Annotated in this window: 16 protein-coding genes; 1 reads left to right on the forward strand and 15 read right to left on the reverse strand. The window is 58.3% G+C overall.

The features are described from left to right. Positions 1-83: 83 nt before the first annotated feature. Together ROO76_04850 and ROO76_04855 are read right to left on the reverse strand one after the other, a co-directional pair. Positions 84-1,841 carry an ATP-binding protein gene (locus ROO76_04850; protein MDT8067476.1) on the reverse strand — a complete coding sequence of 586 codons (1,758 nt, stop codon included), beginning with the start codon at positions 1,839-1,841 and terminating at the stop codon, positions 84-86. Then, positions 1,838-2,530, reverse strand: a complete 693-nt coding sequence (locus ROO76_04855) for a response regulator transcription factor (GenBank protein MDT8067477.1) — start codon at positions 2,528-2,530, stop codon at positions 1,838-1,840. The genes ROO76_04850 and ROO76_04855 overlap by 4 nt, the downstream gene beginning before the upstream one ends. Positions 2,531-2,829: 299 nt before the next feature. On the opposite strand from ROO76_04855, the gene ROO76_04860 reads away from it, so the two are divergent. Next, positions 2,830-3,804 carry a VWA domain-containing protein gene (locus ROO76_04860; GenBank protein MDT8067478.1) on the forward strand — a complete coding sequence of 325 codons (975 nt, stop codon included), beginning with the start codon at positions 2,830-2,832 and terminating at the stop codon, positions 3,802-3,804. A 7-nt stretch (positions 3,805-3,811) separates the two neighbouring features. Here the strand turns inward: ROO76_04860 and ROO76_04865 are convergent, their stop codons facing one another. From ROO76_04865 to ROO76_04925, 13 genes are all read right to left on the reverse strand, one after another. Then, complete coding sequence (locus ROO76_04865; GenBank protein ID MDT8067479.1) at positions 3,812-4,675, reverse strand: zinc ribbon domain-containing protein; 864 nt, start codon at positions 4,673-4,675, stop codon at positions 3,812-3,814. A 113-nt stretch (positions 4,676-4,788) separates the two neighbouring features. Further along, positions 4,789-5,136 carry a cytochrome C oxidase subunit IV family protein gene (locus ROO76_04870; protein MDT8067480.1) on the reverse strand — a complete coding sequence of 116 codons (348 nt, stop codon included), beginning with the start codon at positions 5,134-5,136 and terminating at the stop codon, positions 4,789-4,791. A 10-nt stretch (positions 5,137-5,146) separates the two neighbouring features. Continuing rightward, entirely contained in the window at positions 5,147-5,833 is a 687-nt protein-coding gene (locus tag ROO76_04875) for a cytochrome c oxidase subunit 3 family protein (protein MDT8067481.1), read from the reverse strand. After that, on the reverse strand, positions 5,823-7,463 hold the full coding sequence (gene ctaD / locus ROO76_04880; GenBank protein ID MDT8067482.1) for a cytochrome c oxidase subunit I: 1,641 nt from the start codon (positions 7,461-7,463) through the stop codon (positions 5,823-5,825). Before ctaD ends, ROO76_04875 begins: the two co-directional genes overlap by 11 nt. Before the next feature lie 12 nt (positions 7,464-7,475). Continuing rightward, complete coding sequence (gene coxB / locus ROO76_04885) at positions 7,476-8,564, reverse strand: cytochrome c oxidase subunit II (protein ID MDT8067483.1); 1,089 nt, start codon at positions 8,562-8,564, stop codon at positions 7,476-7,478. Further along, complete coding sequence (locus tag ROO76_04890) at positions 8,524-9,396, reverse strand: SCO family protein (protein ID MDT8067484.1); 873 nt, start codon at positions 9,394-9,396, stop codon at positions 8,524-8,526. The genes coxB and ROO76_04890 overlap by 41 nt, the downstream gene beginning before the upstream one ends. 11 nt (positions 9,397-9,407) lie before the next feature. Continuing rightward, entirely contained in the window at positions 9,408-9,920 is a 513-nt protein-coding gene (locus ROO76_04895) for a hypothetical protein (protein MDT8067485.1), read from the reverse strand. Then, the gene (locus tag ROO76_04900) at positions 9,910-11,118 is read right to left on the reverse strand and encodes a hypothetical protein (protein ID MDT8067486.1); all 1,209 of its coding nucleotides are present in this window, start codon (positions 11,116-11,118) and stop codon (positions 9,910-9,912) included. The genes ROO76_04895 and ROO76_04900 overlap by 11 nt, the downstream gene beginning before the upstream one ends. Next, positions 11,115-11,771: a cytochrome c gene (locus ROO76_04905; GenBank protein ID MDT8067487.1), complete on the reverse strand. Its 657-nt coding sequence runs from the start codon at positions 11,769-11,771 to the stop codon at positions 11,115-11,117. The genes ROO76_04900 and ROO76_04905 overlap by 4 nt, the downstream gene beginning before the upstream one ends. Positions 11,772-11,802: 31 nt before the next feature. After that, on the reverse strand, positions 11,803-12,348 hold the full coding sequence (locus ROO76_04910) for a DUF3341 domain-containing protein (GenBank protein ID MDT8067488.1): 546 nt from the start codon (positions 12,346-12,348) through the stop codon (positions 11,803-11,805). Continuing rightward, positions 12,341-13,759, reverse strand: coding sequence for an NrfD/PsrC family molybdoenzyme membrane anchor subunit (gene nrfD / locus ROO76_04915; GenBank protein ID MDT8067489.1), 1,419 nt, complete (start codon positions 13,757-13,759; stop codon positions 12,341-12,343). Before nrfD ends, ROO76_04910 begins: the two co-directional genes overlap by 8 nt. A 3-nt stretch (positions 13,760-13,762) precedes the next feature. Beyond that, a complete protein-coding gene (locus tag ROO76_04920) occupies positions 13,763-16,795 on the reverse strand; it encodes a TAT-variant-translocated molybdopterin oxidoreductase (GenBank protein MDT8067490.1) in 3,033 nt (1,010 codons plus the stop codon). Further along, on the reverse strand, positions 16,792-17,517 hold the full coding sequence (locus ROO76_04925; GenBank protein ID MDT8067491.1) for a cytochrome c3 family protein: 726 nt from the start codon (positions 17,515-17,517) through the stop codon (positions 16,792-16,794). Before ROO76_04925 ends, ROO76_04920 begins: the two co-directional genes overlap by 4 nt. Positions 17,518-17,615: the final 98 nt, after the last annotated feature.

Consider the following 17,615-nt stretch of genomic DNA (forward strand, 5'->3'; position numbering starts at 1 on the left):
GAATTTGCCATTGCGCGGGATCGCAGGTCTAAAGCTGAAAGTCGAAAGTCTAAAGCTGAAACACTGTAATGGAACTTAGTTGTCTAGCTTTCAACCTTTGACTTCGGACTTTCGACTGCTTCTGCATTCCCATCCTGCACCGCCGGTAGCGTGAACGCGAAAGTGCTACCGCGATGCAGCTCGCTTTCGGCCCGGATGGTGCCGCCGTGGGCCAGTACGATGTGTTTGGCGATAGCGAGGCCCAGCCCAGTACCGCCGCTCTCCCGCGAGCGGGCCTTATCCACGCGGTAGAAGCGCTCAAACAGTCGCGGCAGGTGTTCTGAACTGATACCGGGTCCGAAGTCGCGCACGAAAAACTCCACCCCCTTGTCGACATCGCGCGCGCCGATGACCAGTTTGTCGCTGCTGCCTGCGTATTTGAGTGCGTTGTCGATGAGGTTCCTGAAGACTTGAAAGATGGCATCGCGATCGGCCTGCACCATTCGGAGCGCGTCGTTGTGCACCTCGAGTGGCATTCGCTTGTCTTCGGTCTCATGGAAATTCTGCTCGGCCTCTTTTAGCAGTTCGGCCGGAACCGTCGGTGACAGCCGCATTTCCTCTTCGCCGGACTCAACCCGCGCCAGAATCAGCAGGTCTTCCGTGAGCCGCGCCATGCGCGACGCATTTTTCCGGATGACCTCGAGAAATTCCTTCTGCTCGTCAGTGGTTGCGGTCTCCTGCAGAGTCTCCGCGTAGCCCTGTATCGACGTCAGCGGGGTGCGCAGTTCATGGGAGACGTTCGCAATAAAATCCCGCCGCGTGCGCTCCACCCGCTCCACTTCAGTCAGGTCTGTCAGCACGCCCACGGCTCCGCCGCTCGGCATAGGTGCTGCGGTCACATTGAACACTCTTCCCGGAAAAACGGCATGCGCGCGCGCTGTTGCAACCTCGCGCTTGTCCATCGCCTCCTGGAATGCCGCGAGAAGTTCCGGATCTCGAAGGTTCTCAACCAGCGCGACGTTTCGATGCAAACCGCCGGGGAGGATTCGCTCCATGCGCTGGTTCGCCCAGATTACGCGGCCGTCGGGCCCGACGGCGATTACCGGTTCCTGCATGCTGTTCAGCAACGTGACTAGTTCACGGCGCCCGCGCTCCACTTCGGCGAAACTCTCTTCCAGTCGGCGTGCGGTGCGATCCAGCGAACGCGCCACCTGACCGATCTCATCATTCGACGGCTCGGCAATGCGCGCCGTGAGATCACCCTGCGCGATTCGTCCCGAGAACTCGACGATGCGCTTCAATCGCGCGGTGATACTTCGGGCAGCCAGGGCGGCGATGATCAAGGCGAATATGAACGCCAGGGTCGAAGCCCCCAGCAACGTCATACGAACCTTGTGGTTGACCTGCGCGATTTCGATCAACGGATAGGCGAGGCGAACCGCACCATCTGGAACCGGCGCGGCAACGTATAGAAAGTCGATACCGAGCGTGTGGCTCGTCCGGGAGTTGCTGCCGACTCGGCCCTGCAACGCTTCGCGAAACTCGGGCCGGGTCGAGTGGTTCTCCATCTCTTCCGGGTTGGCGTTGGAGTCGGCGAGCACAAGCCCGTCTTTCCGGATGATGGTGACGCGGGCGCCCGATTCGCGGGACACATCCGTGGCGATCTTCTCCATATCCGCACCGGGAGGAGCGTTGCGGATACGGTCGGCAAACATGAGCGCCTTTTCCTGGAGGGAGCGCTGAATTTCGTCGCGCAGGGAGGCTTCCCAAGACCGCCGCACGGCAATGTCAATCGTCGACGTCGCAGCAGCAATCACTATGACAAAAGCAGCAACCAGTTTGAAGAATACCTGGCTTCTCACTTCATCGCCTCGAACCGGTACCCGGCTCCACGTACGGTACGAAGATACCGCGGCTCGTCGGGATTCGGTTCGATTTTCTCGCGAATGCGCCGCACGTAGACATCTACGGAGCGCGGGGTGACAAAGGCGGTGTCGCGCCAAACCGCATCCAGCAGCTGGTCCCGGGTGAAAACGCGGCCGGGATGGCGGGCAAGGTACTCCAATAGCCGGAACTCGGTGGCGGTGGTTGGAACCGTCTTGCCGGTGACGCTCAGCGTCATGGCACCGCTGTCGATTTCTATCTCGCCGGTGCGCAAAACGGAAGGGGCCAATGGCCGTTCGAATCGCCGCAAAACGGCCTTAATCCGCGCCACCAGTTCGCGCGGGCTGAACGGCTTGGTGATGTAATCGTCCGCGCCTAATTCGAATCCCAGCACACGGTCCGACTCGGCGGCCTTCGCCGTTAAAAAGATGACCGGCGTCATGGCAACTGTGGCGGACTGGCGAATGCGGCGGCAAAGCTCAAGGCCGTCGCTTCCGGGAATCATGATGTCGAGGAGAAACAGTACGGGCTTGTCTTTTTCAGCGTCCGCAATCACGCCCGCAGCACCGACGAAGTGACGTACGAAGAAACCCGCCGCCTCCAGGTGATGCCGGACGAGACGGGCGATGTCAGCTTCATCTTCCACTACGAAGATGGTTGGCTTCACAGGCATATTCTAGGACAAAGACACCATTCCAAGACACACACCCCGCAGAATTAACCGGGCATTAATAAATTTCTCCGCATGCACCGGTAGTACAACCACTCGGGAAACGCGCCAACGGACAACCTTCGGACTACAATCCCGCTCCAATCGTTGCGCTCGTGGGGAGCGCAAAAGGGCGACGCCCGTCGTGGGGACGATGGAGCGCCCACGGAAAATGCGGTCCGAAAAGACTCTGTTTTCCAGCCGAGCAGTAACCAAAGTAATTCAAGGTTGGTTCCGCATGTACCGATAGGACGTGCATGAAGCCGCGTAGTTTAGTGATCTCCGCCTGTATCGTTCTGTGCGCGGGACTAGTTCTGCCCGCGGACGCTCAAGTCTCGCCGGCGAGCGCCGCCCCGATCTTCGTCCTTGCTCGTGGAGGCTCTGCCAAGGTGCCACTAAAGGAAGGCTTTACGGTTCGTCGGGACGTTGAAGAAGCACAGATTCGTTTTTTCGCGACGGACCGCAGCGGGAAGCCTATCGTCGGTCTGCGTCCCGAGGACATCCAGGTATTTGACGACCGGGTGCGTGTTCCAGAACTGAAGAGCTTCACCATGTCGCAGTACCGTCCGCTTGAGATCGGCGTACTGGTGGACCTCAGCGAATCCATCGGACCACAGCAGCAGGGGGAAGCACTGATGGCCGCGGACCTGCTGGGAGAAATCTTCGATAGTCATCGCGATGAGGCCTTCGTAGTCGGATTCTCGAATAATGTCAGGCTGCTCCAATCGCAAACAAAAGATGTCAGCCTGGTCCGTGACGCCCTGCTTCACAATCCAGGACACCAAGGCCTGACGTCACTATTTGACGCGCTGGTCCAAACCTGCAGAACCGAGTTTCGCGACTCGGCTTCGGAAGGACGCCAGCGCATCCTGCTGCTCTTCAGCGACGGCGATGACACTCTCAGCTTCCACGATCTCGACGATGCGCTTCAGGAGGCATTGCGCTCTGAAGTCACAATCTACGCAGTGACTTCGAGTGAGAGGGGCTCGGACGGATTCCGGATTTTGCGACAGTTGACGCAGCAGACGGGCGGCAAGGTGTACGTCATCCAGAAGAAACAGGACATGGGGACGCTGAAAGTCGCACTGAACGACTCGGTTCGCGGCGAATACACGGTGTCATTCCATCCTGCGACTGAAGCATCGGGGTTCCACCCCGTCAGGATCGAGTTGCGCGAGCGTCCGGACGCCATTCTTCGCGGCGGCAGCGGCTATTACATGGCGTCGCGGTAAGCCGAGATTAGTTCTCCTGCAGGACCATCACTTGCGTATTTCCACCCTGCGGCTCGGCGTGGATTTTGATTCGCACCCCTCCGGGCAGCATCGCGGAAAGGGTCCCCTTCCCTCCGCTATCCGTCATCGTGGAAACAGGAAATCGAATTTTGTAATACTGCATGACCTGCTGCGGCGTGTCGCGAGTGAGGAAACCGGCAACGACGGTTTCACCGCTCAGGGTAGCTATGGCAACCGGAGTCGCGCCCGGATAATTGCCCAAGTTCATCGCGCGAACCGATTCCGCGACGGGGGGCGTTGAAACCGGTTGGGGAGCGGGGGCCGCAGCAACAGGCCCTGGCGTCTGCTGGCCAGGTTCTGATGACGCCGGCGTCTGTGCAGACGAAGCAGCCTCATCAGCCGGGGCGCCGCTCGATGAATTGTCGGAGGCGGAGCTTGGCGCACTGCCCGCTGCAGATCCGGGCGACTGCGATTGCGCCTGCGGGGCCGCGCCCTTGGTTTTTCCCTGTCTCTGCAGGTAGATCGTTCCAGCAATTCCGCTAATAATCAACACCAGCAGAACCACGCAAGCAATAACGAAGACGGGAGAACTCGAACTCTCGGACACTTCGCCGTACGACGGGAGCACAGGAGATTCCGTATCTGGAACCGCGATTTCCGAAACGGTTGCTGGTTGTGGCGCAACCGATTGCTCACTCTGACCGAAGTGTTCCGGAGCGGGTGCGTGGGCTGGTGCCGCGGCAACCGGCGCCACGGCCGACGTCGAAACCGGGGGAACCGGCGCTGGACTGGCCTGCGCAGGCGTCCCGCAATTCGTGCAAAAATGTGCTCCTTCGCTTAGCGCCTTACCGCAATTCGTGCAGAACGCCATTCCGATACCCCGGCTCAATGTGGCTTTTGCTGGAGTATAGCGCAAGCGAAACTGCCGGGGCGATTGTCGCTCCGGCAGTCAGGTCATCTGAATCACAAGCTTTGAATACGAGGCTACGGCGTTTGCGCGGGCTGCACCCCTCTAGCACCGGAGTCTGGCCCGGTCCACGGACGGCTGATGTAATCGGTCATGCTCAGAGTCAGCAGGATGATCAGGAAGCAGAACCCGGCAAAGATTGTAACCTTGGTCATCTTGGGCGAGTACTTCACGTGCATGAAAAACAGGATCACGAGCATCGACTTGATCATTGCGATGGTAATCGCGACCAGCGCGTTGAACGGCCCGAGATCGATCTGCGCAACACCGTACGTTGTCAGCGTAAAACAGAGCAACGCCAGGAAGACGAAAACGTAGACCTTGGGGGAGACAATGTGCCCCATCGTGTGCTTCTCTTCACTCATGCGAATCCCCCTAGTGATGCCTGTCTATCAGGTATAGAAGTGGATATAACCAAATCCACACAATGTCGACGAAGTGCCAGTACAACCCGGAAAGTTCAATCGGCGTGTAATACATTGAGCCAAATTCGCCGCGAGTACTGCGAATGAGCAGCCATGCGAGCAGGCCGAGTCCAACGATCATGTGGATCGCGTGCAGGCCCGTCATGATGAAGTACAGAGAGAAGAAAATCTCCGTCTTTTGCGGATCGATGGCGTGAAATCTCTGCGCCATCTCCGGTTCGACCACGAAATGATAGCTTGGACCCGGGACGTGATGCTCCTGAAACTTGTCGTAGTACTCTTTCCCCTTGATGCAAAGGAATGCCGTTCCCAGGAGCATGGTGACAGCGAGGAACCCGATCAGGGCTTTCTTCCTTCCGAGCTGTGCGGAATAAACCGCCATCGCCATTGTGAGCGAACTGCAGATCAGCACTGCAGTGTTCGTCGTGCCCCAAATTACGTTGATACTGGTGCTGGCGGCCGCGAAAGAGTCGAAGTAAAGAACGCGATAGATCAGGTAAGCCGCGAACAGGCCACCGAAGAACATGATTTCGGTGACGAGAAACACCCACATGCCGAAGGCGGAAGTCTCCGACTGCTGCCCCATGTCGCGGAAATGATGTTTAAGCAGGTGAACTGCGCTGGTGCTATCCGACAACTTCGGCCTCCTCGGGTTGCGCTGCGTCGATCTCGTCGTAGTTGTAGGCTTCCCAGGTTACGACAGGCGTCTCATCGAAGTTAAAAGTGCTCGGCGGCGAAGGAACTGTCCACTCCAGGCCTGCCGCGTTCCATGGGTTCGCCGGGGCCTTCTCGCCATACCGCAGCGACCACACAAAGTAGATCATCGGGAAGATGTACCCGATCGCCAGCACCGAAGCGCCCGCTGTGGAGAAGATGTTCAGCGCCTGGAATTCCGGCGGATAAGCCTGGTAACGCCGCGGCATTCCCAGGTAGCCCAGGATGAACTGGGGGAAGAACGTCAGGTTAAATCCGGCGAATACGAGCACGGCGGAGAGTTTCGCCCAAGCCTCGGGATACATGCGGCCTGTCATCTTAGGCCACCAGAAATGGAGTCCGCCCAGGTAGGCCATCAGCGTGCCGCCGACCATGATGTAGTGGAAGTGAGCCACCACGAAGTACGTATCGGTCACGTGTACGTCGATTCCGAGCGCGGCCAGGAACAGGCCGGTCATACCGCCAATCGTAAACAGGCCGATAAATCCGAAGACGTACAGCATCGGCGTCGTAAACCGTATCGAGCCCTTGTAGAGCGTGGCCGTCCAGTTGAACACCTTGATGGCCGATGGAATCGCAACCAGGTAGCTCAGGAACGAGAACACCATCGCGGCGTAGAGCGAGATCCCCGCGACGAACATGTGGTGTGCCCAGACCAGGAACCCGATGACGGCAATACCGATTGAGGCCAGCGCCACGAAGTTGTAACCGAACATCCTCTTGCGCGAGAAACACGTTACAAGTTCGCTGATCACGCCCATGCCCGGCAAGACCATGATGTAAACGGCTGGATGTGAATAAAACCAGAAGAGGTGTTGAAACAGCAGCGGGTCGCCACCCAGTCTTGCGTCGAAAATACCGAGATTCAGCAACCGCTCTGCCGCGACCAGCAACAGCGTGATGGCGATAACCGGCGTGCCGAGCACCATGATCACCGAGGTCGCATAGTGCGACCACAGGAACAGCGGCAGCCTCGACCAGGTAAGGCCGGGCGCGCGCATCCGGTGAATCGTGACAATGAAATTGAGCCCGGTGAAGATCGACGAGAAGCCGTTGATGAACACGCCGATCGCTACCAGCGAAACGTTCGTGTTCGAATAATGCGTACTGAACGGAGTGTAGAAGGTCCAGCCGGTGTCGATACCCCCATTGATCATGGCGTAAAGCGTGAGGGCGCCGCCGATCATGTACAGGTACCAGCTCAGCAAATTGATCTTCGGAAATGCGAGATCCTTAGCCCCGACCATGAGTGGCACCAGGAAGTTGCCGAGCACGGCCGGAATCGACGGGATCAGGAAGAAGAACACCATAATTATCCCGTGCATGGAGAACACCTTGTTGTAGGTGTCCGCCTGCATCAGGTCTCCCGCGGGGGTCAGCAACTCCAGACGAATCAACGTTGCAAAAAATCCGCCGACAAAGAAGAAGAACGTCACCGAAAACAGGTATAGAATCGCGATCCGCTTGTGGTCCGTCGTCAGCAGCCACGATTTGATCCCGTAATCCGCGTTCAGATAATTCGTACGCTCAACTGGCTGTACCGCTGTTGCCATTGCTTTGCTCCCCTACTTCCTGTTCGTCGCCGGTTGGGTCGGCACATCAGGCTTCGCCACGGAAGGCTCGGTCTTCGGCGTAACCGGATACGGCGCCCGCTCCGGGTTTGAGACCGGTACCGGGGGATTTGCCGCTCCGTTACCCAGCGCCTTCACATACGCCACCAGCGCGACCATCTCGTCTTCGGTAATCTGGCCTTCAAACGTCGGCATGATGTTCTTGAACCCGGAGGCGATCTGGGCGCCCGGATTCATAATGGATTCGCGAATATAAGTCTCGTCGGCCGTTACCGTGCGTCCGTCGTCGAGCAGCACCGGATGCCCATAAAGTCCCACGAGATTCGGTCCGCGGCCTTGCGTATCGCTGCGATGGCACATCGCGCAACCGTACTGCTGGAAATTCTTTTCGCCCCTGGACGCCAGCGAACCATCCGTCGCCGATTGCGCCCACGCCTGGTAATCCTTCGGATCCATGACGACAACTTCACCAACCATGCCCGAGTGCTGCGTGCCGCAATATTCGGCGCAAAAGAGGTGATAGGTTCCAACCTTTGTCGCCCGGAACCACACGCTGGTGTAGCGACCGGGCAGAACGTCCGCCTTCACGCGGAAGGCCGGCACGTAGAAGCTGTGGATTACATCCTGTGAAGTCATGATTGTCCGCACATCGCGTCCGACGGGTACGTGCAGGACGTTGATTTCGCGTTGTCCCCCGGTGTGCTCGAACTTCCACATCCACTGCTTGGCCACAACGTAGACTTCCATCGAGTCTTTTGGTGGACGCGTTTCGTAGAAGTAGATCGCCGCGGCCCAGATGAAGATAATCATCGTGATGCCCAGCGGGATGATGGTCCACGTCAACTCCAGCGCCAGCGATCCTTCAACCTGCACCGCCTTGGGATGATTCTGTTTGCGATAACGCCAGGCAAGGAAGACGATCGCGAGAGCGATTCCGACGCCAAACACGAACGTCAGGCAGACCAGAAAGAAGTACAGGCTGTCGACGTAACCTGATAGCGAGGAAGCTCCCGTTGGAAATAGCGGAAAATTCGGCATGTATCTAAGCCCGTCCTGTTCCAAATCCTTTTGCGCGCGGCTCATGCAGGTACATCACGATCAAGAAGCCGCCCAATATGACAAGAGTCAAGGCACCACCCAGCCTGACCATGTTCGTAACCACCGCGCCGTATTTTCCGATGCGCGGATCGTAGTGGTAGCAGTACAACAACAGTTGATCGGTAAGCGTCCCGATCCGGTTCTTCGATGCCTCAACAATCCCCAGGCGCATGTCACGCGCTGAGTACTCCACCCCGTAGTAGTACTGCGCAATCTTTCCTTCCGGTGTCGCCAGGATTACTCCCGCCGCGTGGGCGAATTGATCCGTCTTCGCGTCGTACTGGTACTCCCAGCCGAGCGCATTCGCCAACGCATCGATTTCAGGCTGCTTTCCAACGAGGAAGTGCCAGCCGTTCTCCGCGCCCGGACGTCCCAACCGTTCCATAAACGTCTTCTTCTTCGCCGCCGCAAGTTGCGGGGTCTCGCGCGGATCGATGCTCACCGTGAGGATCTCGAACTGCTTGCCCGGCATGAACCCGATGATCTTGGTCATCGCGGTCAGTCCCTGGAGCACTTCACCGCACAGCATTGGGCATTGGTAGTAAACCAGGTTCAGAATTACCGGGCGCCCGGACTGGAAGTAACCTCCCAGTTTTACCGTCTTGCCGGTCTCGTCCTGGAACTGCAAATTCAACGGCACCTGCTCTCCCAAGCGTTGCTCAATGCCAACGTGCTTCAACTCGGGCGGCGGCGTGTGACTGTAATCAGGGTCGCCAATCATCTGCCCGAAGCCCGTGCCTGCAATCGCAACCGTCAGCGCGATTAGCAGAACTGTCTTTCCGAATTTTGACTGCGAATGAATCGATGCCGCTTTCATACCTTCTCCGCTTACTGAGCAGCTTCCGGCGCGCTCTCAACCTTTTCGCCCTGGACCGTGCTGCCGGTGTAAGAGGTGACTGCCGGTGGCGGCCCAGGACGTGTCGGCAAACCCTTCTTCAACAGGTCGTCCATCGCGACGCTGATTGGCAAATGCACCACTCCCTGCTGGTCCACCCAGGGCTTTCCGTTCAGGACCTGGTTTTCCATTTGGGTGAAAGTACGCATGTCCGCCGGTTCGTCGTTCTGCAATCGCGGTTCGGCAAACTTGTCCAGGTTCACCATCGGCGTGTTCTGCAGAATCAATGCCGGCGGCGTCTTTGCATACGGCTTCAAGGGATTCGTCTGCGGCTGCGCTTCCAGGATCATCTTGTCGAAGAAGCCATAGATGCCCCACACCAGGAAGTGAATCAGGACGCCTGCGACGAACAGCACCGCGAAAAACAGGAAGATGTTCCGCGCACCGAGGTCGCGATGTTCGTACGAAACCTCGGGATTAGTCTGCATGCTGTGATCAGTGTCCATGGCTCGGCTCCCACAAACGCGGCAACATCGGTTCGTTGCGCACCAGCAACGGCTTCTTTCCCAAGAACGTGCAGAATGCCGCCACCCAGATTCCACCCAGGCCAACGATCGCCGCGATGTAGCTCCAGTGGAAATGCAGGCTCGGCGGTGTCCCACCCGGCAGGCTGTTCGGCACGAAATACCAGTACATATCGATCCAGCGTCCCAACATGACAATGATGGCAACCGGGATCAGCTTTTGCGGCTTGCGCTTCAAGTCGCGCGACAGCAACAACGCAAACGGAAGTGCGAATTGCACGAAGATCAATAAAAGAGCGATATAGCCCCAGCCGCTCTTGATACGGTGCAGGTACCAGGAAATTTCGTCAGGAAGGTTGCCCATCCAGATGATGAGCCATTGCGAGAACGAGAAGTAGGCCCACACCATCGTGAACGCCAGCAGGAGTTTACCCACATCGTGTAGACGATCGGGGAGAACTACCTCGTCCATCGGCGAATACTTCGACAGAACCGAAAGGAAGATGATCGTCAGCGCCATCATGGACAGCGCCTCGCCGATCATGAAAATCATCCCGTAGATCGTCGAATACCAATGCGGGTCAAGCGACATTCCCCAATCGACCACGGCGCCGGTGAGCGACCACGCCCAGACGAGAATCCCGATTCCTGAAATCACCTTGAGAGTTCGCCAGATACTCGGAGAAGCGCTTTCATCCTGCCGCCACGACAGCCTGGTCAGGAAAATCGACAGCAATATCCACAAGGCGAAGTAGATGATTGCCCGACCAATCCACCAGGGATAGTTCAACCACCAGGCTTTTTCCGCCAGCATTTTGTCGGTTGCGAGATTGACGGTCATCCACGGGTACAACTGCTTGGCTCCGAGCAGGATTGGAAGGAACAAGATCGCCAGCATAGGGACGCATCGTGCCGCGGCCTCGAAGATCCGCCGGCCAAGCATCCACCAGTTTCCGCCGGTAAGATGTCCTGTCATCAGCAGCGCCATCCCGCCGAGAGAGAGTCCGAGGACAAACATGTAGGCGATCAGGTAGCCGCGCAGGAACTCCGGGAAGTTCAGAAAGCCGGCGATCACCAGCGCCACACCACCAGCCAGCGCGGCAAACAGCGCCATCGTGCGCACTTCTGTCAGTATGGCCGGGGGCGTGAAGTTCTTCGTATTGATATTCGTAGTGCTCATTTCTTTTGCCCCCGCGGTTGCGCCGGAAGGTTCGGTTTCTCGTTGGGCGGAAGCTGAATCTCGCTGGTCCCGGGCAGTTCGCTCATATTCGGCGCCTTACCGAGTTCCATGCCCGGCGGAATATCTGCGCGCGTTGCGTCCTGGCTGAGTTGCAAGGCCCGGATGTATGCCGCGATTGCCCACCGATCGGATACCGATACCTGCGACTTGTATTCCGACATGCCGCCGAATCCATTCGTCATCACGTCGAAGAAGTGCCCGATCGGCATCTGCCGCAACCGGTCTGTGTGATAGGAAGGCGGACGCTTGAAGCCGCGCTGCACGATCATCCCGTTTCCGTTCCCGGTCTCCGAGTGGCATGGCGAGCAATAAATGTTGTACCGCTCGCGGCCGCGCTCCAGTAATGCCTTGGTGAGTGGGACGGGTAGTTCGGTACCGGGCTGCCCATTGATCTTCCCGGTGTAGTAATACTGGTCGGCCCTTTCATCGGTACGGGCGACAGTGCCCTCAACCAGAGGCCGTGCCGATCGATCATCAGGGTAAAAGGTGTTCATCGCGAGCGGCTTGAACCTCGGCTGGTCGTGCATGTCCTGCCGGCAGCCGGCCAGGAACACCAGCGTCACTGTCAGCCCTGCGATTACGAGGCGCTTCATGGTTGCGATCCTGCGGAGTGCGTTCATGGTGCTAATGCGAGACCTCCGTCACATCGATCGCCTTCAGTGCCATCAGGAAGCTCCCGGTCGAAACGACATCGAATTTTGGATCAGCGGCCTCAATGCACAGGAAAAAGCGGTCGCGCGTCACGGAAGTAAATCGTGGGTTGTTGAACACCGGGTGATAAGGCATCGGTAAGCCGTTCAGCGCCAGCATTCCGACTACGGCGGAAATGCCGCCGAACAGAATCGTCATCTCGAATGTCACGATGATGAATGCGGGCCATGAGTTGAACGGGCGGCCGCCGATGTTCTCCGGAAAGCTGACCGCTGAAATCCAGTACTGCAACAGGTAGCCCGACAACCCGCCCAGGATTCCACCGACCAGGACCACCAGCGGTACGCGGTTCTTGCGGAATCCCAGCGCATCCGACACTTCCTCGACGGGGTACGGCGTATAGGCGTCCATCTTGCGATAGCCCGCTTCGTACGCACGCTCAGTGGCCTTCACCAGGTCGGTCGGGTTATCGAACTCGGCCATCATGCCGTAGAGCGGGTTCATGGGAGTCTCAGTCATGCGCGGCCACCTCCTCCTTCACCTGCGACTCAGGTAGCAAGGTGCGCATTTCGAAGATCGAGATCATTGGCATCACGCGTATGAACAACAGGAACGCGAAGAAGAAGAACAGGACCGTGCCGCCGTAAGTCGCCAGGTCCCATCGTGTCGGGACGTAGTGTCCCCACGAAGAGGGCAGGAAATCGCGGCTCAGACTGACGACGACGATCACGAATCGCTCAAACCACATTCCCACCAAGACATCCACCGAGAGCAGGAATAATAGGAATGGAGTCTGCCGTACCTTGCGGATCCACAGCAGTTGAGGCAGCGCGATATTAGTAGTGATCAACAGCCAGTAGGCCCAGCCGTATGGTCCGAAGGCACGGTTCAGGAACATGAACTTTTCATACCCGCTGCCGCTGTAGAACGCGAAGAAAGCTTCCATCGAGTAGCCGTAGGCGACGATCAATCCCGTCGCCAGCATCACCTTCGCGGCGTTGTCGAGGTGACGCTCGGTGATCATGTCCTGCAGCCCGTAGAAGCGCCGGATCGGAATCGCCAGAACCAGCACCATCGCGAAGCCGGAGTAAATCGCGCCGGCGACGAAGTACGGCGGGAAGATTGTCGTGTGCCATCCCGGAAGGATTGAGGCGGCGAAATCAAAGCTCACCACCGTGTGCACTGAAAGCACCAGGGGCGTCGCCAAGCCGGCCAGGAGAAGGTAGGCCGTTTCATAGCGGCTCCAGTGCCGCGCCGACCCGCGCCATCCCATCGAAAGCAGACCGTACACCTTCCGCGCCCACGGACTCTTCGCCGTATCGCGCATTGTGCCGAAGTCGGGAATCAAGCCAACGAACCAGAACAAGAGCGAGATCGTGCCATACGTCGAGACCGCGAACACGTCCCAGATGAGGGGACTGCGGAACTGCGGCCAGACGTTCATCGAGTTGGGATACGGGAACAGCCAGTAAGCGGCGAGCCACGGACGCCCAGTGTGAATCAGGGGGAACATGGCGGCACAAGCTACCGCAAATAGCGTCATCGCTTCCGCGAAACGGTTAATGGAGTTGCGCCATGATTGCTTGAACAGCAGGAGAATCGCGGAAATCAGCGTCCCGGCATGGCCAATACCGATCCACCAGACGAAGTTAATGATCGCGAAGCCCCATCCCACTGGAATGTTGAGGCCCCAGATGCCGACGCCCTTGAAGAACAGGTACGACACCGCCAGCCCGAGAATGTTTACGCCGGCAAAACAGATAAACAGGCCGAGAGCCCAACCCAGGGTCACCGGACGCCGCAAAACAATCGATGCAATCTTGTCGGTGACTGAGCCGAATGTGTGTCCTGACTCCAGCACCGGAGATTGGCCCGGCAGCAGCCGATCGTGTTGAATCTTGTGTTCCTCTGGTAGGTGTATTTCCGCCATCTCTTACGCCTCGAGTTCCGGGTTCGGGTTCGTGACGGCCGCCAGGTACGTCGTGCGCGGACGCGTGTTCAGATCTTCCAGCAGTCCGTAATTCCGCTGGTGAACCTTCAATTGCATGACTTTGCTGGTCGGATCGTTCATGTCGCCAAAGACAATCGCTCCCGCCGGACACGCCTGCTGGCAAGCCGTCAGGACCTCGCCGTCTTTCGGACGTGGACCGCGGCCCGTCTCTTCCGCATGAATGCGGGCGCGCGTGATGCGCTGCACGCAGTACGTGCACTTTTCCATCACGCCGCGACTGCGTACCGTGACCTCGGGATTGCGCACGAACTTCAACTGCACCGTGTCCCAATCCTGGTACAGCATGAAGTTGAAGCGCCGAACTTTATAAGGACAGTTGTTGGAGCAGTAGCGCGTCCCGACGCAGCGGTTATAGACCATGTCGTTCAGTCCCTCGCTGCTGTGAACCGTCGCTCCTACCGGGCAAACCACTTCGCACGGGGCCGTCTCGCACTGCATGCACGGAACCGGCTGGAAGTAAGTCTTCGGGTTCTCCGGCGTGCCTTCGTGATAGTTGTCGATACGCAACCAGTGCATGTACCGGCCGCGCTTGACCTCGAGTTTGCCTACGACCGGAATGTTGTTCTCGGACTGGCACGCGACCACGCATGCCTTGCATCCAATGCACGCGTTCAGGTCAATCGTCATCCCCCACTTCACTTCGCTGTAGTTGTATGGCTTGTAAAGCGTCAGGCCCTGCTCGGGAGCCTCGACCATCTCGTGCGGGAAGCCCGGGTTCTTGATGAAGTCTTCCAGAGTGGCGGCGCGTACAATGGCGCGGCCATCCATGTTCTGGAATCCCTGCGTGTAAGCAAGCCCGAAGGTTTCACCGGTCTTGGTCAGTTTCGCGCCACGCCCGATCCATGGCGAGTCCTGGCTCTGCAACATGTAGGCATTAAAACCGAGTCCCGAACCGGTGTGCCCTGCCAGCGTGCGCCCATAGCCGATGAAGACAGTGGCAGCGTTGTCGGGGTGCCCGGGCTGAATCCAGATCGCGCCTTTCTGCTTGCGCCCCTGGTACTCGATCTCAACCACGTCTTCGCTCTTCAGGTTGAGTTGCTTCGCGGTCGCCGCGCTCACTAGTACCGGGTTACCCCAGGTGATCTGGAACATCGGCTTCGGGCATTCCTGCAACCAGCCATTATTGGCAAAGCGGCCGTCGTAAACGGTCGGATCGGGGTGGAACAAAAGCTCGATGCCTTGCGAAGCCGGCTGTGCCGGTGGGAGCGCCGCGCCTCGTGCAGCCACATTGCGCGGGGCGAATGCCGTGTTCGCAACGAATCCGTCGTGCAGAACCTTGCGCCACCACGCCTCGAAATCGGTGCCCGTGTGCTGCCCCTGCCAATAGCTCCGCACCACGTCATACGAAACCGTGTCGGGATTGCCGAGCAGGAAACCGAACAGTTCATGTTGGCTTTTGCCACCGTATAACGGCGCAATCAGCGGCTGAACGATGCTGATGGTTCCGTCCGATGAACGGGCATCACCCCACTGCTCGAGATAGTGCGTCCCATCAAGATGCCAATGCGACAGATTCGCCGTCTCGTCGTAGAACATGCCATGCTGGATTCGCAGAGGCACCTTCATGTACGCGGCCGTGAAACCCAGTTCTGCTGGAGTGTCGTACACCGGGTTCACATTACTGACGATGAGCATTTCCACCTTGCCCGCGTTCATCTCACCGATCAATTCGCGAATCTGGTCCATCTTCGAAACTGGATTGGTCTCGACCGGCTCGGTGTAAACGATCGTCTGGCCGACGTTGCCTAGCGTCTGGTTGATTGCGTTCGCGAGCATGTGAACCGCCGGCGGCTGACGATCGCCGACAACTACCAGCGAAGCGCCGCGATGCGCTTGCAGATCCTTCGCAACCGCTTGCACGAATTGCTGCGCCTCGCCACTCACTTGACCGCCCGCTCCGGCAACTCCCAACTGTGCTGCCAACGCCCGCGCAAAGGTTTCGACCTCGCTCGTTTTCACTGGAAGCCGGTGGTCCGCTTTGCCGCCCGTGTTCGTCGGCGTGCCCTCGACCGCGTAGAACCGCAACATCTCCTGTTTAAGGTCAGGATTCCGCCGCGAAGCAAACATGCGCGCATAGTGAAGAAATGAGGGATAACCGTTCGAGAGGAAATCGCAGTCGAGTGAAAGCAGAACGCGCGCTTTCTCGATCAGGTATTGCGGCTCCAGAGGCTGTCCGAAGTTCGCTGCCGACGCGGCAAATACGTTGTCGCGGTTGATGGCTTCCCACTGGTACCACTTCATCTGGGGGAACATCTTCTGCAGGTCACGAATTTGCGCGATCAGGGATGGCGAATTAATGGATCCGGTTAGAATTCGCAGACCAGCGCCGCCATTTGCCTTCAGTCCCTGCATCTTCGTGCGCATGCTGGTGACGAAATTTCCCCACGTGGTTGCGTCGCCCAGGTAGGTCGGGTTCTGCGATCGATCCGGGTCGTACATCGTCAGCGGGCTCGCCTGCGAGTAAATATCTGTGCCGCCCAGCGTCCACGGATGTTGTGGATTGCCCTCGACCTTCGTCGGCCGCCCCTCGTGGCTCTCCACCAGTAACGGCATTGCTCCCGTCGGGAACGGCATCGCCGTAGCAAAGAACAGCGGAATGCCAAGCGTGACCTGCTCGGGCTGGCGGTCGTATGGAACAATCGGCTCGAGTGGTTGCTTGGTACAGGCGCTCATGCCTGCGAGCGCCAGCGAGGCGCCCATAATCTTCATGAAGCCTCGGCGTGAAGTGCCGTCGCCGATCCACTCGGAAGCCTGCCGCGGAAATTCCCGGTGCAGCATCTCCTCGAATTCAGGCGTCTGTGCCAGTTCGTCCAGCGTGCGCCAATAGCGCGGGCCGGTCGCTTTGCTCAACTCTTCGCGCACTTCGGTGAGTTCCAGCTTCGATCGCTTCCCGGGGCACACGTCTTCTTTTCTTGTCTTCTCGTTATCCATTCTCTGCGATTCGCTCTCGTTCATCGATGACACGTGTTGCAGCTCGTAATGTCCCGTACGCTGCGCAATTGGTTTTCTTTAACGAGATAACTTCCAAGCGCCACCTGGTCCGTGAACTTAATGCCGTTCGGAAGCACCACCGGATGCGCCACGCTCGGCTGCCGGTACTCCATGTTGAATATCTGGTCCTGGGCCGGCTTACCGGCGACGAAGTGCGGACGCAGGAACTTCGCAGGGTCACGATGGCAGTTCAGGCACCACTCCATCGTCAGAGGCTTGGCGGCATAGGTAAGGGGCATCTGGTCCACCTGCCCATGACAATCGTTGCAGCCAATCCCTTTGTGGATGTGAATGCTGTGGTCGAAATAGACGAAATCCGGCAAATCGTTCAGCCTCGTCCAAATCAACGGCTTGCCCGTGCGGTAGCTCTCCCGAACCGGCTCCAGCATCGGAGCGTTGGTCCATATTTGAGAATGGCAATTCATGCAGGTCTTGACGGGAGGGATACCGGCGAAGCTGGAATTCTCAACCGAGGTGTGACAGTAGCGGCAATCAATGCCCAGTCCGGCCACGTGATGCTTGTGACTGAATGGGACCGGTTGAGCCTTCGCAACGCCCGCATAGGTCGTATAGGGAGAACGAATCATCTCCAACGACGTCCAGATCACTCCCGCGACCACCATCAAGGTCGCCAGGATGCTGGCACGTGCCAGGGTGTTCGCACTGCGGTGAAAAACTTGAGCCATCAGGAATTTTTCCTAGCGTTCCAGGCATCGCGCGCCCCACAGCACGCGGCCCCTCGGTTCACGCCGCGGACACACCGCTGCCGGATCGACAACGGGTC

It is taken from the genome of Terriglobia bacterium (assembly GCA_032252755.1).
In the GTDB taxonomy this organism is placed as follows: domain Bacteria; phylum Acidobacteriota; class Terriglobia; order Terriglobales; family Acidobacteriaceae; genus JAVUPY01.

What these genes read in the sequence shown, in the direction of transcription:
- ROO76_04860 (MDT8067478.1), top strand. Translation starts at nt 2,830, where the DNA reads ATGAAGCCGCGTAGTTTAGTGATCTCCGCCTGTATCGTTCTGTGCGCG.
- ROO76_04865 (MDT8067479.1), bottom strand. Translation starts at nt 4,675, where the DNA reads ATGGCGTTCTGCACGAATTGCGGTAAGGCGCTAAGCGAAGGAGCACAT.
- ROO76_04870 (MDT8067480.1), bottom strand. Translation starts at nt 5,136, where the DNA reads ATGAGTGAAGAGAAGCACACGATGGGGCACATTGTCTCCCCCAAGGTC.
- ctaD (MDT8067482.1), bottom strand. Translation starts at nt 7,463, where the DNA reads ATGGCAACAGCGGTACAGCCAGTTGAGCGTACGAATTATCTGAACGCG.
- coxB (MDT8067483.1), bottom strand. Translation starts at nt 8,564, where the DNA reads ATGAGCCGCGCGCAAAAGGATTTGGAACAGGACGGGCTTAGATACATG.
- ROO76_04890 (MDT8067484.1), bottom strand. Translation starts at nt 9,396, where the DNA reads ATGAAAGCGGCATCGATTCATTCGCAGTCAAAATTCGGAAAGACAGTT.
- ROO76_04895 (MDT8067485.1), bottom strand. Translation starts at nt 9,920, where the DNA reads ATGGACACTGATCACAGCATGCAGACTAATCCCGAGGTTTCGTACGAA.
- ROO76_04900 (MDT8067486.1), bottom strand. Translation starts at nt 11,118, where the DNA reads ATGAGCACTACGAATATCAATACGAAGAACTTCACGCCCCCGGCCATA.
- ROO76_04905 (MDT8067487.1), bottom strand. Translation starts at nt 11,771, where the DNA reads ATGAAGCGCCTCGTAATCGCAGGGCTGACAGTGACGCTGGTGTTCCTG.
- ROO76_04910 (MDT8067488.1), bottom strand. Translation starts at nt 12,348, where the DNA reads ATGACTGAGACTCCCATGAACCCGCTCTACGGCATGATGGCCGAGTTC.
- nrfD (MDT8067489.1), bottom strand. Translation starts at nt 13,759, where the DNA reads ATGGCGGAAATACACCTACCAGAGGAACACAAGATTCAACACGATCGG.
- ROO76_04920 (MDT8067490.1), bottom strand. Translation starts at nt 16,795, where the DNA reads ATGAACGAGAGCGAATCGCAGAGAATGGATAACGAGAAGACAAGAAAA.
- ROO76_04925 (MDT8067491.1), bottom strand. Translation starts at nt 17,517, where the DNA reads ATGGCTCAAGTTTTTCACCGCAGTGCGAACACCCTGGCACGTGCCAGC.